Annotated in this window: 20 protein-coding genes and 2 pseudogenes; 7 read left to right on the plus strand and 15 right to left on the minus strand. The window is 61.3% G+C overall.

The genetic code is table 11. The features are described 5' to 3' along the window. Positions 1 to 242: 242 nt before the first annotated feature. The 10 genes and pseudogenes from ACEPAJ_RS21175 to glcD all read right to left on the minus strand — a co-directional run bounded on the left by ACEPAJ_RS21175 (position 243) and on the right by glcD (position 11032). Positions 243 to 515, minus strand: coding sequence for an HU family DNA-binding protein (locus ACEPAJ_RS21175; protein ID WP_136663630.1), 273 nt, complete (start codon positions 513 to 515; stop codon positions 243 to 245). A gap of 186 nt (positions 516 to 701) precedes the next feature. Continuing rightward, positions 702 to 1849: pseudogene (locus ACEPAJ_RS21180) on the minus strand (NAD(P)/FAD-dependent oxidoreductase). Between the two features lie 152 nt (positions 1850 to 2001). Beyond that, positions 2002 to 2167, minus strand: a pseudogene (locus tag ACEPAJ_RS21185) (rubredoxin). Between the two features lie 182 nt (positions 2168 to 2349). Then, on the minus strand, positions 2350 to 2517 hold the full coding sequence (locus tag ACEPAJ_RS21190) for a rubredoxin (RefSeq protein WP_090250760.1): 168 nt from the start codon (positions 2515 to 2517) through the stop codon (positions 2350 to 2352). Between the two features lie 149 nt (positions 2518 to 2666). Then, on the minus strand, positions 2667 to 4370 hold the full coding sequence (locus tag ACEPAJ_RS21195) for an L-lactate permease (protein ID WP_425917656.1): 1704 nt from the start codon (positions 4368 to 4370) through the stop codon (positions 2667 to 2669). A gap of 213 nt (positions 4371 to 4583) precedes the next feature. After that, entirely contained in the window at positions 4584 to 6755 is a 2172-nt protein-coding gene (locus ACEPAJ_RS21200) for a malate synthase G (protein WP_425917658.1), read from the minus strand. Positions 6756 to 6834: 79 nt separating this feature from the next. Then, positions 6835 to 7236 carry a heme-binding protein gene (locus ACEPAJ_RS21205; RefSeq protein WP_425917660.1) on the minus strand — a complete coding sequence of 134 codons (402 nt, stop codon included), beginning with the start codon at positions 7234 to 7236 and terminating at the stop codon, positions 6835 to 6837. Between the two features lie 12 nt (positions 7237 to 7248). Beyond that, positions 7249 to 8466 (minus strand): glycolate oxidase subunit GlcF, encoded by a 1218-nt coding sequence (glcF, locus tag ACEPAJ_RS21210; protein WP_425917662.1) that lies wholly within the window; start codon positions 8464 to 8466, stop codon positions 7249 to 7251. A 2-nt stretch (positions 8467 to 8468) separates the two neighbouring features. Then, positions 8469 to 9527 carry a glycolate oxidase subunit GlcE gene (gene glcE, locus ACEPAJ_RS21215; protein ID WP_425918141.1) on the minus strand — a complete coding sequence of 353 codons (1059 nt, stop codon included), beginning with the start codon at positions 9525 to 9527 and terminating at the stop codon, positions 8469 to 8471. Between the two features lie 5 nt (positions 9528 to 9532). Next, complete coding sequence (gene glcD, locus ACEPAJ_RS21220) at positions 9533 to 11032, minus strand: glycolate oxidase subunit GlcD (RefSeq protein ID WP_425917664.1); 1500 nt, start codon at positions 11030 to 11032, stop codon at positions 9533 to 9535. Between the two features lie 261 nt (positions 11033 to 11293). Between glcD and glcC the strand changes: the two genes are divergently transcribed. The 6 genes from glcC (at position 11294) to ACEPAJ_RS21250 (ending at position 17344) form a co-directional block, all read left to right on the plus strand. Beyond that, positions 11294 to 12067 (plus strand): transcriptional regulator GlcC, encoded by a 774-nt coding sequence (gene glcC / locus ACEPAJ_RS21225; RefSeq protein ID WP_425917666.1) that lies wholly within the window; start codon positions 11294 to 11296, stop codon positions 12065 to 12067. A 117-nt stretch (positions 12068 to 12184) separates the two neighbouring features. Continuing rightward, a complete protein-coding gene (locus ACEPAJ_RS21230; protein WP_425917669.1) occupies positions 12185 to 12739 on the plus strand; it encodes a chorismate--pyruvate lyase family protein in 555 nt (184 codons plus the stop codon). 123 nt (positions 12740 to 12862) lie between these two features. Then, positions 12863 to 13759: a 4-hydroxybenzoate octaprenyltransferase gene (gene ubiA, locus ACEPAJ_RS21235; RefSeq protein WP_425917671.1), complete on the plus strand. Its 897-nt coding sequence runs from the start codon at positions 12863 to 12865 to the stop codon at positions 13757 to 13759. A gap of 122 nt (positions 13760 to 13881) precedes the next feature. Then, on the plus strand, positions 13882 to 14571 hold the full coding sequence (phoB, locus tag ACEPAJ_RS21240) for a phosphate regulon transcriptional regulator PhoB (RefSeq protein WP_274088024.1): 690 nt from the start codon (positions 13882 to 13884) through the stop codon (positions 14569 to 14571). Between the two features lie 55 nt (positions 14572 to 14626). Further along, a complete protein-coding gene (gene phoR / locus ACEPAJ_RS21245) occupies positions 14627 to 15934 on the plus strand; it encodes a phosphate regulon sensor histidine kinase PhoR (RefSeq protein WP_425917673.1) in 1308 nt (435 codons plus the stop codon). Positions 15935 to 16003: 69 nt separating this feature from the next. Further along, entirely contained in the window at positions 16004 to 17344 is a 1341-nt protein-coding gene (locus tag ACEPAJ_RS21250) for a hemolysin family protein (RefSeq protein ID WP_425917675.1), read from the plus strand. 128 nt (positions 17345 to 17472) lie between these two features. On the opposite strand, the gene ACEPAJ_RS21255 is transcribed toward ACEPAJ_RS21250, so the two are convergent. Then, the gene (locus ACEPAJ_RS21255; protein WP_425917677.1) at positions 17473 to 18366 is read right to left on the minus strand and encodes a peptidoglycan DD-metalloendopeptidase family protein; all 894 of its coding nucleotides are present in this window, start codon (positions 18364 to 18366) and stop codon (positions 17473 to 17475) included. A 236-nt stretch (positions 18367 to 18602) separates the two neighbouring features. Between ACEPAJ_RS21255 and ACEPAJ_RS21260 the strand changes: the two genes are divergently transcribed. Then, on the plus strand, positions 18603 to 20096 hold the full coding sequence (locus tag ACEPAJ_RS21260) for an acetyl-CoA hydrolase/transferase family protein (RefSeq protein ID WP_425917679.1): 1494 nt from the start codon (positions 18603 to 18605) through the stop codon (positions 20094 to 20096). Positions 20097 to 20155: 59 nt separating this feature from the next. On the opposite strand, the gene ACEPAJ_RS21265 is transcribed toward ACEPAJ_RS21260, so the two are convergent. The 4 genes from ACEPAJ_RS21265 to pstA form a co-directional block, all read right to left on the minus strand. Continuing rightward, positions 20156 to 21055, minus strand: a complete 900-nt coding sequence (locus ACEPAJ_RS21265) for a response regulator (RefSeq protein WP_425917681.1) — start codon at positions 21053 to 21055, stop codon at positions 20156 to 20158. A 132-nt stretch (positions 21056 to 21187) separates the two neighbouring features. Continuing rightward, positions 21188 to 21919: a phosphate signaling complex protein PhoU gene (gene phoU, locus ACEPAJ_RS21270; protein WP_425917683.1), complete on the minus strand. Its 732-nt coding sequence runs from the start codon at positions 21917 to 21919 to the stop codon at positions 21188 to 21190. 174 nt (positions 21920 to 22093) lie between these two features. Further along, positions 22094 to 22927, minus strand: a complete 834-nt coding sequence (gene pstB, locus ACEPAJ_RS21275; protein ID WP_425917686.1) for a phosphate ABC transporter ATP-binding protein PstB — start codon at positions 22925 to 22927, stop codon at positions 22094 to 22096. A gap of 65 nt (positions 22928 to 22992) precedes the next feature. Next, entirely contained in the window at positions 22993 to 24669 is a 1677-nt protein-coding gene (pstA, locus tag ACEPAJ_RS21280; RefSeq protein WP_425917688.1) for a phosphate ABC transporter permease PstA, read from the minus strand. Positions 24670 to 24676 lie beyond the last annotated feature (7 nt).

Here is a 24676-nt window from a genome sequence, read left to right on the forward strand (position 1 = left end):
GGTAGTGAGCGAAAAGACTGAATTCTTCAAATGAAACACCGCGCTTTTTTCACGAGCACGGAAGCCTATAGACAGGCTAAATGGGCGTCAATAATGAAACGCTACTGCTTCAATGCGGTCACTTTTTCTTTTAAATACTTAATGAAACACTGTTTCGATATTTTCACTTACCTCAGATAGTACAAAGCCCCGAATCACGGGGCTTTGCAGAACTTATCCACAGAAAATGAAACACTCTCTGTTTAATTTACAGCATCTTTCAGGGACTTACCCGGTTTGAAAGCGACGGTGTTGCTGGCCTTGATTTGTACCGGTTCACCCGTTTGAGGATTTTTACCGGTGCGAGCACCGCGGTGGCGTTGCACGAATGTACCGAAGCCCACCAGAGTAACGCTGTCCTTACGGTTCAGGGCGTTGGTGATTTCTTCGAGTACCGCGTTAAGTACACGGTTTGCCTGATCTTTAGTCAGATCCGCCTTATCGGCGATGGCGGCGGCGAGTTCCGGTTTACGCATAAATGCCTCTTTACGGTTTTTTGTTGTTGTGTCCGGGCTGCTCTGCGCGAGCAGATACCAAGGCGCCGCAACAGCTCTAGGCTGCGGCAGACTGAGGGAGAATGGCATGGCATTGGGCCCTGCGCCAGCCTTGTCAGACAGTTAAGCCGCGCAACTTTATGGCATACCCGACAGAACAGCCGCCGTTTAAGCCAATAGCGCCGGCAGGCGCTTATTCAAGGCCAATTTTTCCTGAACGGCCGCCCCGGTGAGCGCGTAACCAAGCAGTGCGCCGCTGCTGTCATGGCACAGCGCTTTGATGTCCGCGCCACTGCCTTCAACGCTCCACTCGCCTTGCAAGCCCTGCGGTGGCGGCGACACCACCAATGGGCAAACCGGGGTTTTAACCGTTACCGGCATGGGGCCATAGCTCACCGCACTGGGGTTACCGGCCAGGGTTTGGGCCAACGCGCGGGCGCTGGCCATCAGCGGCATGACATAGAGCAGGTTGATCCCATCCACCTCGGCGCAGTCGCCCAAGGCATAGATATTGGCGTGGGACGTGCGCAGTTGGCGATCGACTACCACGCCACGATTGGTTGCCAGCCCGGCAGCTGCCGCCAGGTTGATGCGTGGTCGTAAACCCACCGCCGACAGCACCAGATCACAGTTGATCAGCGTGCCGTTGGACAGGTGCGCTGCCAGCCCATCGCCCTGGTGATTCAGGCTGGCCAGCACGGGGCCAAGGTGAAAGCGCGCGCCCAGCCCTCCAGCCCGGCCTGCACGGCGGCGGCAGCAGACGGATGCAGCAAACCGGGCATGACCTGCTCGCAAGGCGCCACCAGCTCAACCTGATAGCCGCCTAGGGTCAGGTCATTGGCAAACTCGCAGCCGATCAGCCCGGCACCCAGCAGCAGCACCCGTTGCTTGCCGGCCGCGGCCGTGCGAAAGCGCGCGTAATCTTCCAAGTCATTGATCGAGAAGATCGCATCATCAGCATCACCGGGCACCGGCACACGAACCACCTCGGCCCCCAAGGCCAGCACCAGGTCGCGGTACGGTACAGCCTCTTCACCAATCCACAGCTGCTGGTGGCCGGGGTCGATCCCGCTGATGCGGGTGTGGGTGCGCACTTCCGCCTTGAGCTGCTCGGCCATGGCGCCCGGCTCGGCCATGCTCAGGCCATCGGCGTCCTTGTTTTTAGCAAAGCCGGTGGACAGCATCGGTTTGGAATACGAGCGGCCATCATCGGCGGTGATCAGCAACAGCGGGGTTTCGCTGTCCAGCTTGCGAAATTCACGGGCCAGGTTGTAGCCGGCCAGGCCGGTACCGACGATGACGACAGGTGCGCTCATGTTGCATTCCTCACACGGACCGGCGCAGGGCGGCGGCCATAATTGATTTTCGAACGTGCCGATCAAACTCTGCTCATGATCTGGCGAGCGAGAGTCCTGCAAGTTCGTTGTTAAGGCCGCAGGCCGACGCACAGCGGATCATGCACGGGCTATCAGGCGATTTCGATCATCTCGAAATCCTGCTTGCCGACGCCGCAATCGGGGCACAGCCAGTCGGCGGGAATGTCCTGCCAGGCGGTGCCAGGGGCGATGCCCTTGCGGGTAAACCGAGGGCTTCGTCATAGAAAAACCGCACACCACACACTGCCACTGACGCATAACCACCTCGCCGCTCATCCAGCTCGTTCGAGGTAATCAGTATGGGCACTCACTAAACAAAACGGCGACCCTTAGGTCGCCGACGCGCAGCCTTAACTTAGAACCTGCTTCAGATTTCGCGAACCCGCGCGAGGCCATTCCTAACGCTGCAGCGCCGACGCGCAGCAGATCGAAGAGGGCTATTAGCCGATTTCGATCATTTCAAAATCCAGCTTACCGACGCCGCAATCAGGGCACAGCCAGTCTTCGGGGACATCCTGCCACAGCGTACCGGCGGCGATGCCGTCATCCGGCCAACCCTGGCTCTCGTCGTAAATCAGTCCACAGACTACACATTGCCACTTCTTCATAACTACCTCAGGAGATCACACGGCTATCGCGCTGCGGAAACTACCGTATATACGCAGGTGCGCCAAGCCGCAGGACGAGAAAGGCCGCCTCGCGGGCGGCCAATCAAAATAAGCGTCTGCCCGCCACATGACGGGCAGAACATGGGGTATTAACCCGCCGCGTGCATCAGCGGATCACCAATCCCCATGCCGTACATGGCAATCATGGTGATGCTGCCAGCCGCTACGAGGTAGTAGAGGGTCGGCAGAATGGTTTTGCGCAGGGTGATCCCTTCGCGCCCCAGCAGACCCACAGTGGCCGAAGCCGCTACCACGTTGTGAATGGCAATCATGTTACCTGCCGCCGCACCCACCGACTGCGCGGCCACCATCATCGCGCCCGAAACCCCAAGCAGGCCTGCCGCGTTGAACTGGAACTGCGACAGCATCAGGTTGGACACGGTGTTGGAGCCGGCGATAAAGGCCCCCAGGGCACCCACGGCCGGCGCGAAGAACGGATAAACCCCGCCCACGCTGTCTGCCACCAGCTGCGCCATGGCCACTGGCATGGACACCAGGTCCGCACCGTTGACACCGGAGTTGATCAGAATCCGCACCATCGGAATGGTGAAGATCAGCACGAAGCCCGCGCCCAGCAAGGTACGGCTCGACTCATTGATCGCAGCCCCCAGCTCGGACAGACGCATACGGTGCAGCAGTGCGGTGACCAGCACCACCATGCACAGGATGCCGCCCGGCAGGTACAACGGCTCAAGTTTGCCGGAGATACCCGTCTCACCGAGGATGTCGATCCAACCGATGCTGACCGACAGCAGGGCCGCCTTCAGCTCAGGGAAGACCCGCGACGCCACCAGGAAGATCGCCAGCAGCACGTAAGGTGCCCAGGCCATGCGCACGGAGATCGGCGTTTTACCGGCGATGTCTTCGAGCTTCATCTCGATCTTGCCCATCCACTCGGCTGGCCACTCGCTGGCCGGGGCAAAGTCCCAGGTGGTCTTAGGCAGCAGGAAGCCTGCCTTGGCGGCTGGAATCACAATCGCCAGGCCAACCATCGCACCGATCATCGACGGGAACTCCGGACCGAGGAAGACACCGGCGGCGATGTAAGGGATGACGAAAGCCAAGCCGGTGAAAATGGCAAACGGGGCCATTTCCAAGCCTTCTTTCCACGACTGATTTTTGCCGAAGAAGCGCGTCATGATCGACAGCATGATCAGTGGCATAAAGATGCCGATCAAGCCGTGGGTGATCGCCACGCGCGAGAAGATCAGGTGGAAGAACACCTCCCAGCTACTGCCCACTGTGGCCAGTTGCGCACTCATACCGGCCTGATCCAGACCGCCAGCAACGCCGACCAGGATCGGTGTACCCACCGCGCCGAAAGACACCGGTGTGGATTGCACCATCATGCCCAACACCACTGCCGCCAGCGCTGGGAACCCCAAGGCCACCAACAGCGGCGCCGCAACGGCAGCCGGCGTACCAAAGCCCGAGGCGCCCTCGATAAAGCAGCCGAACAGCCAGGCCACGATCAGCGCCTGGACCCGACGGTCCGGGGTGATGGTGGCGAAGCCACGACGGATGGCGGCAATGCCACCGGAATGTTTAAGGGTGTTGAGCAACAGGATCGCGCCGAAGATGATCCAGAGGATCGCGGCGGTGAGAATCAGGCCTTGCAGGCTGGACGCCAGCACCCGATTGAAGGACATATCCCAGGCCGTCAGGCCAATGATTGCGGTGAGCAGAAAGACCACCGGCATGGCGTACTTGGCTGGCCAGCGAAAGCCGATCAGCAGCACACCCGCCAGCACCAACGGCACAAAGGCCAGTATCGACAGCAGTGTTTGACTCATGTGTTGGTTCCTATTTTTTATTGTGAACCAGAATATCCCGGGAAACCCGGCGCCACGCACGTAGACCTGCCGAGTTGGTCGAGCAACGCTCAGCCAACCCTAAGCAGCCCCCCTGATGCCGGTACGCAGTAACTCGTACCTGCATCAATGCTCAATCGCCCCGGCAGGTTGAGCCTGACGGGGCGGTTAATTAATCGAGTCTAGCCAGCCCTCTTATTGCTTGAAACGCAGACGCCAAGCATGCAGCAGTGGTTCGGTGTAGCCACTCGGCTGCTCACGCCCTTTGAATACCAAATCACTGGCGGCCTGGAAGGCTGCAGACTGAGCATAGTTGGTTGCCATCGGCCGGTAAGCCGCATCGCCGCTATTCTGCTGATCGACCACCTTGGCCATCCGCGCCAGACTTTCGCGCACCTGAGCCTCGTCGATAACCCCATGGTGCAGCCAGTTAGCAATGTGCTGGCTGGAGATGCGCAGCGTCGCACGGTCTTCCATCAGGCCCACGTTGTGAATATCCGGCACCTTGGAGCAACCCACGCCCTGCTCCACCCAGCGCACCACGTAACCGAGGATGCCCTGGCAGTTGTTGTCCAGCTCTTCCTGAATCTCGCTGGCGCTCCAGTTACGCTCGGCGGCCACCGGCACGCTGAGTAGATCATTCAGCAGGCTGTCACGCTGGCTATTGAGGTCGATGGCTTCCAGTTCACGCTGCACCGCTTGTACATCCACTTGGTGGTAATGCATGGCATGCAGGGTGGCGGCCGTCGGCGACGGTACCCAGGCGGTGTTGGCACCGGCTTTGGGGTGGCCGATCTTCTGCTCCAGCATGGCGGCCATCAGGTCCGGCATGGCCCACATGCCCTTACCGATCTGCGCCCGGCCACGCAGGCCGCAGCTCAAACCCACCAGCACGTTGTTGCGCTCATAGGCCTGAATCCAGGCGCTGCTTTTCATGTCGCCCTTGCGCAACATGGCGCCCGCTTCCATCGCGGTGTGCATCTCGTCACCGGTACGGTCGAGGAAGCCGGTGTTGATAAACGCCACCCGCGCGCTGGCAGCGCCGATGCAGGCTTTGAGGTTGATACTGGTGCGCCGCTCTTCGTCCATGATGCCCATTTTCAGGGTGTGACGCGGCAGCTGCAGCAGGTCTTCAATACGCCCGAACAGCTGATCGGCAAAGGCCACTTCGGCCGGCCCGTGCATCTTCGGCTTAACGATGTAGACGCTGCCAGTGCGCGAGTTGCCGTGACGCTGCAGGTCATGCAGGGCGCACAGACTGGTCATCACGCCGTCGAGAATGCCCTCTGGGATCTCGTTACCCTCGCCGTCGAGGATCGCCGGGTTGCTCATCAGGTGGCCGACGTTACGCACGAACAGCAGCGAACGGCCGTGCAGCGTCAACTCGCCACCATCGGCGGCGGTGTAGGTGCGGTCCGGGTTGAGGCGACGGACGATGCGCTTGCCGCCCTTCTCCAGTTCTTCGCTGAGATCGCCCTTCATCAGGCCGAGCCAGTTACGGTAAATCACCACCTTATCGTCGGCGTCGACCGCGGCCACGGAGTCTTCACAGTCGAGAATGGTCGACAGCGCTGACTCGATCAGCAGGTCTTTGACCCCAGCGGCGTCGGTGGCGCCAATCTGGCTGCTGGCATCGATCTGGATTTCCACATGCAGGCCGTTGTTCTTCAGCAGCACAGCGGTCGGCGCGCTGGCCTCGCCCTGATAGCCGACAAACTTAGCAGCCTCAGCCAGGCCCGTTTGGCTACCGTCTTTCAGACTGACGTGCAGCTGACCAGCAACCACTTGATAGCCGGTCGAATCGACGTGCGAGCCTTTGGCCAACGGCGCAGCCTGATCGAGGAAGGCACGGGCAAAGGCAATCACCTTGTCACCACGCACCTGGTTGTAGCCTGGGCCCTTCTGCGCGCCGCCGTCTTCGCTGATCGCATCGGTGCCGTACAGGGCGTCATACAGCGAACCCCAGCGCGCGTTGGCGGCGTTCAGCGCGTAGCGGGCATTCATCACCGGCACCACCAGCTGCGGGCCGGCCTGGCTGCTGATTTCGCTGTCGACGTTGGCGGTGCTGGCTTGCACGCTGTCGGGTTGCGGCAACAGGTAGCCGATGGATTCGAGGAAGGTGCGATACGCCGGCATGTCGCTAATCGGCCCTGGATGCTCGCGGTGCCAGGTGTCCAGCTGGACTTGCAGGGCATCACGCTCGGCCAGCAGTGCACGGTTCTGCGGCGCCAGGTCATGTACCAGGGCGTCGAAACCCGCCCAGAACGCCTCGCGCTCAATACCGCTGCCCGGCAGCACTTCCTCGTCGACAAAACGTTGCAGATTGGTGGCCACTTGCAGGCGCTGGCAGTTCACGCGATCGGTCATTTTCCCACTCTCCAAAAATCAGTACAGGTGTGGCGCTAGGCGCCTGGCGGCTCACTGAGGAACCGCCTCGCGAGGCGAATCAGCTCAGTGCGGCAACGCCGGCTTTGGCCACTTGTGCGTCCTGGTCAGCCTTGACCCCAGACACACCGATTGCGCCAACCACTTGGCCGTCAACAATCACCGGCACGCCGCCTTCCAGCGAGGTCACCAGTGGTGCGGACAAAAAGGCTGTGCGCCCACCGTTGACCATGTCTTCAAAGCCCTTGGTCTCACGACGGCCGAGGGCGGCGCTGCGCGCTTTTTCGCTGGCAATGTAGCCACCAATCGGCGCGCAACCATCGAGGCGCTCCAAGGCCAGCGGGTGACCGCCGTCATCGACCACGCTGATGGTCACGGCCCACTGGTTCTTCTCGGCCTCGCTGCGGGCAGCAGCGAGCATGCGGCTGACTTCGGTTTGGCTCAATACGGCTTTGCTAAGCATGCTGTTCTCCAATTAATTCAGGGCTTCTTCGACGAGTTCGATCCAGTGCCGCACAGGGGTGCGACCGGCGCCGTCGAGGTGGGTTTGGCAGCCGATGTTGGCGGTGACGATCACCTCCGGCTTGCCGCTTTCCAGGGCATTTAATTTGTTGTCGCGCAGCTGCTTGGACAGCTCCGGCTGAGTCAGCGAGTAGCTGCCGGCGGAACCACAGCACAGGTGGCTGTCCGGTACTGCCGTCAAGTTGAAGCCCAGGCGCGCGAGCACGCCCTCGACCGCACCGCCGAGCTTCTGCGCATGCTGCAGCGTGCAGGGGCAATGGAAGGCCAAACGCTTGTCGGCCTGCACATTGAGCTGCTCCAGGGGCTCGGCGCTGAAGACTTCAATCAGGTCCTTGGCCAGCTCACTGACGCGCTGGGCTTTCTCGGCATAGGCCGGATCCTGCGCCAGCAGGTGCCCATAATCCTTGACGAAGGCACCGCAACCGCTGGCCGTTTGCACGATGGCCTCGGCGCCCTGCTCGATGGCAGGCCACCAGGCGTCGATGTTCTGCCGGGCACGTTGCAGCCCCTGCTCTTGGGCATTCAAGTGGTAGTCCACCGCGCCGCAGCAACCGGCTTCATTGATCGGCGTAACGCTAATGCCCAAGCGATCCAGCACCCGCGCCGTGGCGGCATTGGTGTTGGGCGCCAGGCCAGGCTGTACGCAGCCTTCGAGCATCAGCACACGGCGCTCGTGGCGCGGCGCAGGACGTGGCTTTGCGGCATTTGCGATGCGCGGCAGCTTACTCTTGAGGCTCGCCGGCAACATCGGACGGAACACCTGGCCGATCTGAACCAGCCCCTTGAACAGAGCCGCGTTCGGCACCACGGCGCGCAAGCTTTCACGCAGCGCGCGCTGGGCCAAAGGGCGCGGTACGGCGGCATCCACTACGGCGCGGCCGATATCCAGCAGGTTGTGGTACTCCACGCCCGACGGGCAGGTGGTTTCACAGTTGCGGCAGGTCAGGCAGCGGTCCAGGTGCAGCTGGGTCTTGGCGGTGACTTCGTTGCCTTCCAGCACTTGCTTGATCAGGTAGATACGCCCTCGCGGCCCATCCAACTCATCGCCGAGCAGTTGATAGGTCGGGCAGGTGGCGTTGCAAAAGCCACAATGCACGCAGCTGCGCAGGATGCGTTCGGCTTCCTCGGCGCGCGGCAGACTTTTGGCGTGTTCACTCAGATTAGTCTGCACGGCTATACCTCGGCATACATGCGGCCAGGATTGAAAATGCCCTGGGGGTCGAGCTGGGTTTTCAGCTGGCGGTGGTAGCGCAGCAGCGGCGCGGCCAGTGGCTGGAAGGGGCTGTCGCAGTGACCGGCGGTAAAGCAGGTGGCATGGCCACCGACGGCGGCGACGGTCTGGCGGATCAGCGCCGCATCGGCATCGGATTTCAGCCAGCGCTGTGCGCCGCCCCAGTCGATCAACTGCTCGCCAGGCAACGTCAGCACGCCAGTGCTGCTCGGCACCGACAACCGCCACAGCGGCCGTGGATCGGCGAAGAAGCTCAAACGCTGCTCGCGCAGGCCTGCCCAGTATGCGCTGTCGAGCAGCTCACCACCCAGGCGCTCACGGGCGGCGGCGACTGAGCCTTCGCCCCCTTCCAGGCGCAGATGCAGCGCCCGGCCGTCGTGGCTGGCGGCGCTCAGCGGAATCGGCTGCTGGCCCCACTCAGCGAGTTTTTGCAGGGCCAAGGCGGCGTCCATTTCCAGACGCAGGCTGAGGCACTGGCGCGGCTTGGGCAGCACCTTGAGCGACACTTCGGTGATCACCCCCAGGCAGCCGAAGCTGCCGGCGAGCAGGCGCGACAGGTCGTAGCCGGCGACGTTCTTCATCACCTCGCCACCAAAACGCAGGTGTTTGCCCATACCGGTGATCAGACGCGCACCCAGCACCAGGTCGCGTACCGCGCCGGACCAGGGCCGACGCGGCCCCGACAGGCCGGCGGCCACCATGCCGCCCAGGGTCGCCGCACCGCCGAATTGCGCAGGCTCGCAGGTGAGCATCTGCCCGGCCTCATCGAGTGCTGCTTCCAACTCAGCCAGCGGTGTGCCGGCGCGCGCGGTGATCACCAGCTCGGTCGGGTCGTAGCTGACGATGCCACGGTGGGCGCGGGTATCGAGCACTTCGCCCTCAACCTTACGGCCGAGAAACGCCTTGCTGTTGCCGCCCTGAATGCGCAGTGCAGTCGAGCTGTTGAGGCTGTGATTGACTTGTTCCAGCAGCGCCGCACTGGCATCTGCGTCATGCCGCATAACCATTAAAAACGCTCCAGTTCAGGGAAAGGCAGCTTGCCGTGGTGCACATGCATGGAACCGAATTCGGCGCAGCGGTGCAGGGTCGGAATGTTCTTGCCGGGGTTGAGCAGGCCGCGTGGATCAAAGGCCGCTTTCACCGCGTGGAACAACGTCAGCTCGTCACTGTTGAACTGGGAGCACATCTGGTTGATCTTCTCGCGGCCCACGCCGTGCTCGCCGGTGATGCTGCCGCCGACCTTGACGCAGAGTTCGAGAATCTTGCCGCCCAAGGTCTCGGCGCGCTCCAGCTCGCCGGGCTGGTTGGCATCAAACAGGATCAGTGGGTGCATGTTGCCGTCACCCGCATGGAACACGTTGGCTACGCGCAGACCGAACTCTTCAGACAGGTCGCTGATGCCCTTGAGCACACCCGGCAGCTCGCGGCGCGGGATGGTGCCATCCATGCAGTAATAGTCCGGCGACAGGCGTCCCACCGCGGGGAAGGCGTTCTTGCGCCCGGCCCAGAATCTGATGCGCTCCGCCTCGTCGCGGGCCAGGCGCACTTCGGTGGCGCCGGCCTGGGTCAGCACAGCTTCAACGCGCACGCACTCGTCATGCACATCGGCTTCCACGCCATCCAGCTCACACAGCAGAATGGCCTCGGCCTCTACCGGGTAGCCGGCGTGGATAAAGTCTTCGGCGGCGCGAATCGCCAGGTTGTCCATCATTTCCAGGCCGCCGGGGATGATCCCGGCCGCGATGATTTCACCTACTGCGCGACCAGCTTTCTCCACCGAGTCGAAGCTGGCGAGCAACACTTTGGCCACCTGCGGCTTGGGCAGCAGCTTGACCGTCACCTCGGTGATGATGCCGAGCATGCCTTCGGAGCCGGTGAACAGCGCGAGCAGGTCGAAACCCGGTGAATCCAGGGCATCGCTGCCAAGGGTCATGCGCTCACCCTCGACGGTGAGAATCTCCACCTTGAGTAGGTTGTGCACAGTCAGACCGTATTTAAGGCAGTGCACACCCCCGGCGTTCTCGGCGACGTTGCCGCCGATCGAGCAGGCGATTTGCGAGGACGGGTCCGGTGCGTAGTACAGGTCATACGGGGCGGCGGCCTGGGAGATGGCCAGGTTGCGCACACCCGGCTGGACGCGCGCAAAACGCCCCTCTGGATTCACTTCGAGGATGTGCTTGAAGCGCGCCATCACCAGCAGAATGCCTTGCGCCAGCGGCAACGCACCGCCCGACAAACCGGTGCCGGCGCCGCGTGCGACCACAGGCACATTGCGCTCATAACAGAGCTTGAGCAGCTGCTCGACTTGCTCAATGCGCTCAGGCAAGACCACCAGCATCGGCGTGGTGGTGTAGGCCGAAAGGCCATCGCATTCGTAGGGTTTGAGGTTTTCTGCGGTGTGCAGAACCTCCATATCGGGGAGCTGCTCACGCAATGCAGCCAGCAAAGCTGGCTTATCGACTTTGGGCAGCGGCCCATCGACGCGCTCGTCGTACAGAATACTCATGGCAGGCGTTCTCGCGTGACGTTGTCTTTTGTCTAACTTGTGCAGCACCGGTAGCGACCCGGTCTGCTTGTTATCCAGTAGTTGTAGAGGCCTACACGCCCAACGTCTATCGATCAACACACTGGTATGACCAGTTTCTTAAATTCACAACCGAGCTAAAACCGCCCAAGAGGCTTACATACAGGGCGCTTTACACCTATATTGAGACGCACATGGTTGACCCGTACCAACTGGTACTACCAGTTATTAAAGGCACTTAGCATGCTCGAAAAGACACCTGATATTCGCCGCCAGGTCAGTGATGTGGTCGCTGAACGCATCGAACGTTTGATCGTCGATGGCGTGCTCAAGGTCGGCCAAGCGCTGCCTTCGGAGCGCCGCCTGTGCGAGAAACTGGGGATCTCGCGCTCCGCCCTGCGCGAAGGGCTCAAGGTGCTGCGCGGTCGCGGCATCATCGAGACCGCCCAGGGCCGCGACTCGCGGGTGGCCACGCTCAACGGCCCACGCGACGCCAGCCCGCTGATGCACCTGTTCAACTCGCAGCCGCGCACCCTCTTCGACCTGCTTGAGGTGCGCGCCCTGCTCGAAGCCGAATCGGCGCGCCTGGCCGCCTTGCGCGGCACCGAGGCAGATTTCGTTCTGCTCACCCGGCGCTACGAAGAAATGCTCGCCGCCCACAGCCAGGCCGTGCCGGTCGATCCGCGCGAGCATGCACGCCTCGACCACGCCTTCCACCTGGCGGTTTGCGAGGCGTCACACAACCCGGTGTTGCTGCACACGCTGCAATCGTTGACCGACCTGATGCTCAGTACGGTGTTTGCCTCGGTCAACAACCTCTACCACCGGCCCATGCAGAAACGCCAGATCGACCGCCAGCACACGCGGCTCTACCACGCGGTGATCGAACGCTTGCCAGAACAGGCGCAACGCGCGGCACGCGAGCATATTCACAGCATTCGCGACAACCTCAAGGAGATCGAAGAGGAAGAACAACGCCTGGTTCGGGCGACCATGCGCCTTGAAGGCTGGGCATAGGACCCGGTTCCAACAGGCCCGCCAGCGACATCGAGCCAAGCAGCTGATGGCGGCCCTCTGGATGGCCGCTGGCATTTGCTACACTCGCGCGCTTTGATTTGTGGTGACTTCCCGACCGTGCCCGATGCCTCTCTCGCTTATCCGCCGCACTGGCTCAGCGCCAGCCAATTGCAACCGACCCCGGCGGCAGGCGTTTACGGCTGGTTGTTCGTCAACCAGGACTCGCTCACCCAGCGCCTGGTCGAACTGTCGGCCAAGCACTTCAGCGTCTTGCCGCTGAACGAAGGCTGGCAGGTCCTGCGCAGTGATGAATGCGCCGCCTTGAATGTTGCCGAAGGCAGCCAAGGCTGGGTGCGCGAGGTGTTTCTGCGCGGCCATCAACAGCCGTGGGTATTTGCCCGCAGCGTGGCCGCACGCAGCGCACTGGAAGATTCCGAGATGAGCCTCGACCAGCTTGGCAGCCGCTCCCTCGGCGAGTTGTTGTTCAGCGACCGCGCCTTCGCCCGAGGGCCGCTGCAAGCCTGCCACTACCCGGCCGCCTGGCTGCCGCAACAGGTGCGCGAGGAAAACCTATGGGCGCGCCGCTCGTGCTTTAGCCGTGGCGCGCTGAACGTGCTGGTGGCCGAAGTGTTCTTGCCAGCCTTCTGGGCAGCGGCGACCATCGAGCCGTAAGCGGGCTTAGCCGCAGGCAAAACCCATCAATAAGCAGTGCCACCCATCCTACAGCTCAACCCTGACCCCATCCCGCGCGCCGACTCCGTATAATCCGCCGCAACCCGCACGGAGACGCGCTCGATGTATACCCAGCTGCTGCACTCACTCAACCGCCTGCACCCACGCGCCTGGGACTTTATCCAGCTGATGCGCCTGGAAAAACCCATCGGTATGTATCTGCTGCTATGGCCAACGCTGTGGGCACTCTGGGTAGCGGCTGAAGGCGTGCCGAGCGCAAAAAACCTGGTTATTTTCGTCGTCGGTGTATTCCTCATGCGCGCCGCCGGCTGCGTGATCAACGACTACGCCGACCGCAACTTCGACGGTCATGTCAGCCGTACCCAAGCGCGGCCCCTGGCCAGTGGCAAGGTCACGCCGCGCGAGGCGCTGATCCTCTTCGCCGTCCTGGTGGCGGCCAGCTTTGTTTTGGTGCTGTTTACCAATGCCACGACCATCTGGCTGTCGTTTGGCGGCCTGGCGCTGGCGGCCTGCTACCCCTTTATGAAGCGCTACACCTTCTATCCACAGGTGGTGTTGGGGGCGGCGTTTTCCTGGGGCATGCCGATGGCCTTCAGCGCGGTGACTGGAGAGATGCCGCCGCCCGAGGCCTGGCTGTTGTACATCGCCAACCTGCTGTGGACGGTGGCCTATGACACCTACTACGCCATGGCCGACCGCGAAGACGACCTGAAGATCGGGGTGAAGTCCACCGCCATTCTGTTTGGCGATGCCGACCGTTTAATCATCCTCACCCTGCAAGGCCTGGCGCTGCTCTGCCTGCTGCTGGCGGCGGCGCGCTTTGAGCTGGGGCTGTACTTCCATCTCGGCCTAGTTGTAGCGGCCGGCTGCTTTGCCTGGCAATTCCACGCCACCCGTAACCGCCAACCCATGGCCTGCTTCAATGCTTTTTTGCACAACCACTGGGCCGGACTGGCGATCTTTCTTGGCCTAGTGCTCGACTACGCCTTGCGCGGCTAGGAGGGCGCACACCGCGCTGCAGGGGCCGCGTTACAAGGCGGTGCCGCGCGACTGTCATATGGCTGCAATAATTCCGTTATCTAATGCAGTGCATTACAGCGAGATGACTTGAGGTTTGATCCATGGTTGGCAAGAACATCCTGATCGTCGATGACGAAGCACCGATCCGTGAAATGATCGCCGTGGCCCTGGAGATGGCCGGCTACGAGTGCCTGGAAGCGGAGAACACCCAGCAGGCCCACGCCATCATTGTCGACCGCAAGCCCGACCTGATTCTGCTCGACTGGATGTTGCCCGGCACCAGCGGCATCGAGCTGGCGCGGCGGCTCAAGCGCGATGAGCTGACCAACGATATCCCGATCATCATGCTCACCGCCAAGGGCGAAGAGGACAACAAGATCCAGGGCCTGGAAGTCGGTGCCGATGACTACATCACCAAACCGTTCTCCCCGCGCGAACTGGTCGCGCGCCTGAAAGCCGTGCTGCGCCGCGCAGGCCCCGTTGACAGTGAAGGGCCGATCGAAGTTGGCGGCCTGCTGCTCGACCCAATCAGCCACCGCGTGACCATCGACGGTAAACCCGCTGAAATGGGCCCCACCGAATACCGCTTGCTGCAATTTTTTATGACCCACCAAGAACGCGCCTACACCCGCGGTCAATTGCTCGATCAGGTGTGGGGCGGCAACGTCTATGTTGAAGAACGCACGGTCGACGTGCACATTCGTCGCCTGCGCAAAGCCCTCGGCGAGGTCTACGAGAATCTGGTGCAGACTGTACGCGGCACGGGTTACCGTTTTTCCACCAAAAGCTAGGCAGCGCCGCTACTCGCACCTGGCAACCATGGATTGATTGGCGGATGAGTTTGAATTGAATCAAGACTGGCGCGGCTCCCTGATACGTCAATTGTTACTGCTCGGCGGTGTTTGCCTGCTACTGGGCTTGATCACCGGCGAATACGCCTGGCCCTTGGTAATCGGCCTGGCTGGCTACCTCGGCTGGCATCTGCAGCAACTGCTGCGCCTGCACAAATGGCTGCGCACCCGCGAGGGTGATGAGGCACCGCCGGAGGGCTACGGCCTGTGGGGCGAGGTACTCGACAGCATTTATCACCTGCAGCGCCGCGACCAGAAAGTCCGGGCGCGTTTGCAGGCGGTGATCGACCGCGTGCAAGAATCCACGGCCGCGCTAAAAGACGCGGTGATAATGCTCGACCGCGACGGCAACCTGGAGTGGTGGAACATCGCCGCAGAGAAACTCCTGGGCCTGCAAACGCCACAGGACAGCGGCCAGCAAATCACCAACCTGCTACGCGACCCGCGCTTTATCGACTATTTCGACAACCACAATTACAACGAGCCGCTGGAGCTGCCATCGCCGGTGAATAACCACCTGCGCCTGCAATTTCATATCACCCGCTACGGCAACCGTGAACACCTGATGCTGGTGCGCGATATCACCCGGCTGCATCAGCTGGAGCAAATGCGCAAAGACTTCGTGGCCAACGTCTCCCACGAACTGCGCACCCCGCTCACGGTGATCAGCGGCTACCTGGAAACCCTGCTGGATAACGTCGAGAACGTTAATCCACGCTGGCTGCGCGCCCTGCAACAGATGCAGCAGCAAGGAGGGCGGATGCAGAACCTGCTCAACGACCTGCTGTTACTGGCCAAGCTGGAAGCCACCGATTACCCCTCGGACAACCAACCGATAGCGGTTGACCTGCTGCTGCTGAGCATCAAGAACGATGCCCAAGCACTGTCCGGCGAGCGCCACCACCGCATTAGCCTGGAGGCAGACCCGCACCTCAAACTCAAGGGCAGCGAGGCCGAGCTGCGCAGCGCGTTCTCTAACCTGGTGTTCAACGCGGTGAAATACACCCCCGACGAAGGTGAAATCCATGTGCGCTGGTGGAGTGATGAACAGGGCGCGCACCTCAGCGTGCAGGACACCGGCCTGGGCATCGAGGCCAAACACCTGCCGCGCCTGACCGAACGCTTCTACCGTGTAGACTCCAGCCGCGCCAGCAACACCGGCGGCACCGGCCTGGGCCTGGCCATCGTCAAGCATGTGTTACTGCGCCATCGCGCCCGCTTGGCGATTACCAGCCAGCTGGGCAAGGGCAGCACCTTTACCTGCCACTTCCCGCCCTTGCAGATGGTGCGCCGCGGTCAGTAGCCGCGCCCTACTTGCAAAGCCGGCAATCAACCCCCACCTTGTAGCGCTCATCCACTACCCGAACCCTGTATGGACCCCTCCCCGAGTTACACCGCTACCACTTACTTCGCCGATTTCGGCCTGGTTTTATTTGCCCTGTTTCTGGTCTTGCTCAACGGCTTCTTCGTCGCCGCCGAGTTCGCCATCGTCAAGCTGCGAGCCACCAAGGTTGAAGCCCTGGCCGCCAAGAATGGCTGGCGCGGGCATATCCTGCGCACCGTGCACAACCAGCTCGACGCCTACCTCTCCGCCTGCCAGCTGGGTATTACCCTGGCCTCCCTCGGCCTTGGCTGGGTGGGCGAACCGGCCTTTGCTCACCTGCTCGAGCCGCTGCTGGCCGCTATCGGCATCGAGTCGCCGAAGCTGGTGCATGGCATCGCCTTCTTCACCGCGTTCTTTATCATTTCCTACTTGCATATCGTGATTGGCGAACTCGCGCCCAAGTCGTGGGCCATCCGCAAACCCGAGCTGCTGTCGCTGTGGACAGCCGCGCCGCTGTACCTGTTTTACTGGGCAATGTACCCGGCGATCTTCCTGCTAAACGCCAGCGCCAACGCCATCCTGCGCGTAGCCGGCCAGGGCGAGCCAGGGCCGCACCATGAGCACCACTACAGCCGTGATGAACTCAAACTGATCCTGCATTCCCGGCGCGCCAGCGACCCTAACGATCAGGACATGCGCGTACTCGCCTCGGCCGTCGAACTGGGTGAACTGGAAGTGGTGGACTGGGCCAACTCCCGCGAGGACCTGGTGTCCCTACCGCTGAGCGCCGCGCTGGATGAGGTGTTCGGCGTGTTCCGCCGGCACAAGTACAGCCGCTACCCGATCTATGACGACACCAGCGGCGAATTTGTCGGCGTGCTGCACATCAAAGACCTGCTGCTGCACCTGTCCCTGCTGGAAATGCTGCCCTCGGCGCTGAAACTGGCCGACCTGATGCACCCAATCGAGCGCGTGGGTCGACATATGCCGTTGTCCAATCTGCTGGAGCAGTTTCGTCAGGGCGGCTCGCACTTCGCCCTGGTTGAAGAGGCGGACGGCAAGGTGATCGGCTACCTGACCATGGAGGACGTGCTGGAAGCCCTGGTCGGTGATATTCAGGACGAACACCGCAAGACCGAACGCGGCATCCTCGCCTATCAGCCAGGCAAGCTGCTGGTGCGCGGCGACACGCCGCTGGCCAAAGTCGAGCGCCTGCTCGGGGTCGACCTTGATCATGTCGAGGCAGAAACCCTGGCCGGCTTGATCTACGAAACCCTCAAGCGCATGCCTGAAGAAGAGGAAGTGCTGGAAGTCGACGGCCTGCGCATCATCGTGAAAAAGATGAAAGGCCCGAAGGTCGTGCTGGCCAAGGTGCTCAAGCTGGATTAAGGCGCAGATAATGGGTCTCGCAGCATTTAACCGACGCTGCGCGACCTGGCCTTCCGTTAGCGCGCAGAGCCACCGGCAATAAAAAACCTGCTGCCCACTCGACTATAAGCAGGTCGGCAACAGGTTGTTTATTCGCCGCCTACCGCAAAGTTGGGCAGGCTGTTAACCGGTTTGGCGAAGTCGAAGGGGATCGATTCCAGTGCTAATCCGACGTTGCGCTGCACCACAAAGTGCAGGTGCGGGCCGGTGCTGTTGCCGGTGTTACCGGAGCGCGCGAGCAGGCTGCCAACATTGACTCGGCTGCCCTCGCGCACGACGACCGAACCTTGCATCAAGTGTAGGTAGACGCCCATGGTGCCGTCGTCGTGCAGGATGCGCACATAGTTGCCGGACGGATTATTGCCGCGCCCACTCTGCCGATTCTCGGTTTTCACCACCATTCCGCCACGCGCCGCGACAATTGGCGTGCCTTCAGGCATGGCGATATCCATGGCGTAACGGCCTTTGGGGGTGAAATGGCTGTATTTACCGTTAGCGCCCTGGGTCAGACGGAAGGGTCCACCGCGCCAAGGCAGCGGGTAATGCTGCTGGGTCGGTAACAAGCGCGGATCGCCCATGGCGTAGCGCAGCTTGGGGGTATAACGCATGGGTTTGCGGGCATCACGCGGGGCCAGAGTCACCAAGCGAATTTTACTGCGCGGCGGCAGCACCCAACTGATCGGCTCGTCCGGAATACCGGTGATATTGTCAGTGGCTTGCAGGCGTAACTCGATCTGCACGGGGGCGAACAAGTCGTTGCGCACCAGCAGCGTTTCACCAGCTTCGTGTTTCTTGGTTTCCAGCTTTACCTGGTTATCCAGGCGCTCAACCATGCGGTCGCGAAACACAAACACTTGCGCACCGGGCGCGGCCTGATCGCTATAAGTGACCACACCGTTGGCGTCGGTGTACTTATAAATAGTTAACGCGCTGGCCTGACTGGCAAACAGCAACGTCCCAATGATCAATAAACGCCCCAACATAACGACTCAATTTTAATTTTTTGTGCAATGGCTGACCTAACGAGACTAGCAGTCCAGCCTGTTCTCCGCGAGCGTCTCTGAAATGGTCTGTGGCCTAGGCCGCAGAAGCAGCTTCGGTCTAAGCCGAGTTCAGGCTGGAGTGCTCAATCAAGCTCTATACGACCTTAGTCGAACTGGCCTCACGCGGTTCAACGCCTAAACTCTTGCGCCGCTCTACCCCCTTCCCGAGGATCCCCATGTACCGTGATCGCATTCGCCTGCCTGCTTTACTGGGCAAAGTCATGAGTGCTGCCGACGCTGCGGCCCTGATCGAAGACGGCATGACCGTCGGCATGAGCGGTTTCACCCGCGCCGGCGAAGCCAAAGCTGTACCCCGCGCCTTGGCCGAACGCGCCAAGACCCAACCGCTGCAGATCAGCCTGATGACTGGCGCCAGCCTGGGCAACGACCTCGACAAGCAGCTGACCGAAGCCGGCGTACTGGCACGGCGCATGCCATTCCAAGTCGATAGCACCCTGCGCAAGGCTATCAACGCCGGCGACGTAATGTTTATCGACCAACACCTGTCCGATACCGTCGAGCAGATTCGCAATCTGCAGCTGAAGAAGCCGGACATCGCGGTGATTGAAGCCGTGGCCATCACCGAAGAAGGGCACATCGTGCCGACCACCTCGGTGGGCAACTCCGCCAGTTTTGCGATCTTCGCCGACCAGGTGATCGTCGAGATCAACATGGCGCACAACCCTAATCTGGAAGGGCTGCACGACATCTATATCCCGACCTATCGGCCGACCCGCACGCCTATTCCGCTGGTTCAGACCGATCAGCGCATTGGCAGCGGTGCCATTCCGATCCCGCCGGAGAAGATTGCTGCCATCGTCATCACCAACCAGCCGGACTCCTACTCCACGGCCACCCCGCCGGACAGTGAGACCCAGGGGATTGCCGACCACCTGATCGCCTTCTTCGAGAACGAAGTGCTGCTGGGTCGCCTGCCGAAGAACCTTGGTCCGCTGCAAGCGGGCATCGGTTCGATTGCCAACGCGGTGATGTGCGGCCTGCTCAACTCGCCGTTCGAAGACCTGGTGATGTACTCCGAAGTGCTGCAGGACTCGACCTTTGATCTGATTGACGCGGGCAAGATGCGCTTCGCCTCGGGCTGCTCCATCACCCTTTCGGAGCGCTGCAACGAACGCGTGTTCGGCAACCTGGAGCAGTACAAAGACAAGCTGGTCCTACGCCCGCAGGAAATTTCCAACCACCCGGAAATCGTTCGCCGCCTGGGCATCATCGGCGTCAACACGGCGCTGGAGTTCGATATCTACGGCAACGTCAATTCGACGCACGTCGGCGGCAGCAAGATGATGAACGGCATCGGTGGTTCCGGTGACTTCGCCCGCAACGCGCACCTGGCCATCTTCGTCACCAAGTCGATCGCCAAGGGCGGGGCGATTTCCAGCGTGGTGCCGATGGTCAGCCACGTCGACCACACCGAGCATGACGTTGACATCCTGGTCACCGAAATCGGCCTCGCCGACCTGCGCGGTCTGGCACCGCGCGAACGCGCCCGGGCGGTGATCGACAACTGCGTCCATCCGGACTTCCGCGCCGAACTGAATGACTACTTCGAGCGCGCCTGTGCCAAGGGCGGCCATACCCCGCATATCCTGCGCGAAGCCATGCAGTGGCATATCAACCTGGAAGAGTGCGGGCGCATGTTGGCGAGCTGAGCAGCACCCCGGAATGCACAACGGCGCCCTAGGGCGCCGTTGTCGTTATGGCGAAGCGCTCAAGCCCCAGGGACGAAGTGCTTCTGTACGGTGCCATGAGCAATCAGCCGCGAGAGGTAATCGAGCTTCTGTGGGTCGCGGTCGACAAACTTGAAGGTCAGCTGCAGCCACTCACTGTCGGGCTTTGGCTCAAATGCAGCAACCGCATGCAAATAACCGTTGAGCCGGGCAGTTTCCGCCGCTTCGCCCTGCTCCAGATCGAGCACCGCGCTTTCCAATACCTGCGGCAGTACCTCGGTGCGCTTCACAACCAGCAGGGCCTCTTTAAGGCTAAGTGCCTTGATCACGCAACTCATGGTGCCGCTCGGCAAACGCAACTGGCCCTGACCACGGCCACTGCTCGCGCTTGGCGCTGCGGTTTTACTGGCTGCCGGCGTAGGGACAGTTTGGACGGCAGGGGCTGACGCAGGTTTGGGCGCATCGGCCTTACCCCCAGTCAGAGCCGATAGAGAATCGTTGGCGTAAGCGCCAGTACTGAGCATTTTCGGCGGTGCGCTGGCGGCAAGTGCTTGCAGTTTACCGGCGCGGCTCAGGGCCTTTTTTACCTTGGTGATCAGCTGTTCGTTGGAAAATGGCTTGCCGATAAAGTCAGAGACGCCGGCCTGAATCGCCTGCACGACATTTTCCTTGTCGCCACGGCTGGTGACCATGATAAACGGGACGATTTTCAGGCTGTCTTGTTCGCGGCACCAACTGAGCAGTTCCAGGCCGGACATTTCCGGCATTTCCCAGTCGCAGAGAATCAGGTCTACCGGCTTGCGTGTCAGCATTTGCAGGGCTTTGCGCCCGTTAATAGCTTCCTCGATCTGGATGCCGGGGAAGTGGTCGCGCAACCCCTTTTTCACCAGATCACGGATAAAAGTTGCGTCGTCCACTACCAGCACACTGACTTTGCTCATCGGCCACTCCCATTCTGATGCCTTTAAGCATAGTCATGGCGACTGGCCAAAGGCCAACCCAAATACAACTAATGTCGCGCCCACCTAGATTGTTCAGCGCGGGCGTACCCGCGCTGGCCAAAGCCGCTGCACTCAGTCGTCTTTTTTAGTGCCCTGTACTTCTTCCTTCATCCGCGTCAGGCCGATGTGTTTCACGTCGGTGCCACGTACTAGGTAGATCACCAGTTCGGCGATATTGCGCGCGTGGTCGCCGATGCGCTCCAGCGAGCGCAGGGCCCAGATGATGTTGAGCACGCGCGAGATGGAACGCGGGTCTTCCATCATGAACGTCACCAGCTCACGCAGTGCGCTCTTGTATTCACGGTCGACGGTCTTGTCGTACTGCGCCACGGACAGCGCCAGGTCGGCATCAAAGCGTGCGAAGGCATCCAGCGCCTCGCGCACCATGCGGCGCACCTGATCACCGATATGCCGCACTTCCACATAACCACGCGGGGCCTCGCCTTCTTCGCACAGCAGGATCGCGCGCTTGGCGATCTTGGTCGCTTCGTCGCCGATGCGCTCAAGGTCGATGACCGACTTGGAAATGCTGATGATCAAGCGCAGGTCGGACGCGGCCGGCTGACGACGAGCCAGAATGCGCACGCACTCTTCGTCGATGTTGCGCTCCATTTGATTGATCTGATCATCGATCTCACGCACCTGCTGAGCCAGACCGGAGTCGGCATCGATCAGCGCGGTCACCGCATCGTTCACCTGCTTCTCGACCAGGCCGCCCATGGCCAGCAGGTGGCTGCGCACCTCCTCCAGCTCGGCGTTGAACTGTTGGGAAATGTGCTGGGTGAGGTTTTCTTTGTTGATCATGATTCGCTCCGCGAAAGCTGCCGGCTCAGGTGGCCATGGTGCGCACAGCGCACCCTACTAATTTTCAGGTGGATGGACTTTGGCGGAGGTGCTGGCCAAGGAGGCGGAACGCAGACAGTACATATCAGTACGGCAAGTTCCGCCGACACAGGCCAGCGCACTCCGACATGGCCATCAGCCGTAACGACCGGTGATGTAGTCTTCTGTCTGCTTCTTCGCTGGGTTGGTGAACAACGTATCGGTGTCACCGAACTCGATCAGCTTGCCCATGTACATAAACGCCGTGTAATCCGATACCCGCGCCGCCTGCTGCATGTTGTGGGTCACGATAACGATGGTGTACTTGGATTTCAGTTCGTAGATCAGCTCTTCGACTTTCAGCGTGGAAATCGGATCGAGGGCCGAGCACGGCTCATCGAGCAGCAACACTTCCGGCTGAACCGCCACGGTACGGGCGATCACCAGGCGCTGCTGCTGACCACCGGACAGACCAAGGGCTGAGTCGTGCAGGCGGTCCTTAACTTCGTCCCACAACGCCGCGCTTTTCAGCGCCCACTCGACGGCTTCGTCGAGCACACGCTTCTGGTTAATGCCCTGAATGCGCAGGCCATACACCACGTTCTCGTAGATGCTCTTGGGAAACGGGTTGGGCTTCTGGAACACCATACCGACGCGGCGACGCAGCTCAGTCACATCCTCACCCTTGCGATAGATGTTCTTGCCGTCGAGGTTGATTTCGCCTTCTACGCGGCAGCCATCGACCAGGTCGTTCATCCGGTTGAAGGTGCGCAGCAGGGTCGACTTACCGCACCCGGACGGACCAATAAACGCCGTTACGCGCTGGTTGGGAATGCTCATTTTGACGTCGAACAACGCCTGTTTGTCGCCGTAAAACAGGTTCAGGCCGGGCACATCGATGGCCACCTGCTCATTGGCCATGCTCAGGCCCTGGCGCTCGCGGCCCAGGGCCGCCATGTCGATACCGTGTGTATGTGCTTCGTGCTGCATGGGATGCTCCCTACGCTAACAATTCGTACCTGCCCGCCCGGCAATGACCGGGCGGGCACAAGTGATTAATGATCCAGCGCTTTGTACTTCTCGCGCAGGTGGTTGCGGATATAAACCGCAGCGAAGTTCAGCACCACGATGACCAGCACCAGCAGCAGCGCGGTGGCGTACACCAGCGGCCGCGCAGCCTCGACGTTGGGGCTCTGGAAGCCGACGTCGTAGATATGGAAGCCCAGGTGCATGATCTTCTGGTCCAGGTGCAGGTACGGGTAGTTGCCATCCAACGGCAGGCTCGGCGCCAGCTTGACTACGCCCACCAGCATCAGCGGCGCCACTTCGCCGGCCGCGCGGGCTACGGCGAGGATCAGGCCAGTCATCATCGCCGGGCTAGCCATGGGCAGCACCACACGCCAGAGAGTTTCCACCTTGGTGGCACCGAGGGCGAGCGAGCCTTCACGCACCGCACGCGGAATCCGTGCCAGGCCTTCTTCGGTGGCGACAATCACCACCGGCAACGTGAGAATCGCCAGGGTCAGCGAGGCCCAGAGCAGGCCCGGCGTACCGAAGGTCGGCGCCGGTGCCGATTCCGGGAAGAACATCTGATCCAGCGAGCCGCCCAATACGTAAACGAAGAAGCCCAAGCCAAACACGCCGTAAACAATCGCCGGGACGCCTGCCAGGTTGTTCACCGCAATGCGGATCACCCGGGTCAGCGGCCCTTGCTTGGCGTATTCACGCAGGTAGATGGCCGCCACCACACCAAACGGGGTGACGATCACCGCCATGATCAGGGTCATCATCACGGTACCGAAGATGGCCGGGAAAATGCCGCCTTCGGTGTTGGCCTCACGCGGGTCGTCGCTGACAAACTCCCACAACTTGATGAAGTAGAAGCCCAGCTTGTCCAGATTGCTCATGGCGTTAGGCTGGAAGGCACGCACCACTTTACCCAGGCTGATGGTGATTTCGCGACCGTCAACCGTCTTGAGCGTCACGCTGTCACGGTTGAACGCCTGGTTGAGGGCGATCAACTCGGTTTCCAAGACCTTATATTCAGCATCCCATTGCGCGCGCTCGGCATCCAGCTCGGCCTGGGCGACCTCGTCCAACTTGCCCTGCAACTCCAGCCGGCGGGTTTGTAGACGAATACGTTCGAGCCCGGCGTTGATCCGCCCGATGTCCTTCTTCTCCAGTCGCACCAGCTGGCTGTGCAGCTGCTCGACACGCTCGATGCGCTCTTGCAGGGCCGGCCAACTGGCATCACCTTCAGCCACCAGCTCACCCGCCTCTTTGACGTTGACCAGATAGCCGTAGAAGTTGCCCCACTCGCGACGCTCAATGGCCGTAAGGTTTTCCGGGGTGCGCAGGTTGCTCAGCCATTCGCCGACCACCCAGGTGAAGTCCGCGCCATATACGTCACGGTTACCCACCTTGAACAGCTCGCGGGTCATAAACTCGCCGCCTTCAGCCTCCACCGGCAAGCCGGAAGCCGCCAGACGCGCACGCGGCACTTCTTCGATCTGGGTGACCTCGCCGGCCATCACCTTGGCTTGCTGACCAGGGATCTGGTAGTCGGCCTCAACGATATCCGCCGGCCAAAAGTGGCCAAGGCCGCGCACGGCGATCACCATCATCAGGCCCAGGGTCATGATCACGGCGATCGACACCGCGCCGGCGTTCATCCAGATCCACGGCGTACCGCTCTTGAACCAGGTTTTCAGGTTGTTCTGTTTCACGGACATATACCTT

The sequence above is a fragment of the Pseudomonas sp. GWSMS-1 genome (assembly GCF_049847425.1).
Lineage (GTDB): Bacteria > Pseudomonadota > Gammaproteobacteria > Pseudomonadales > Pseudomonadaceae > Aquipseudomonas.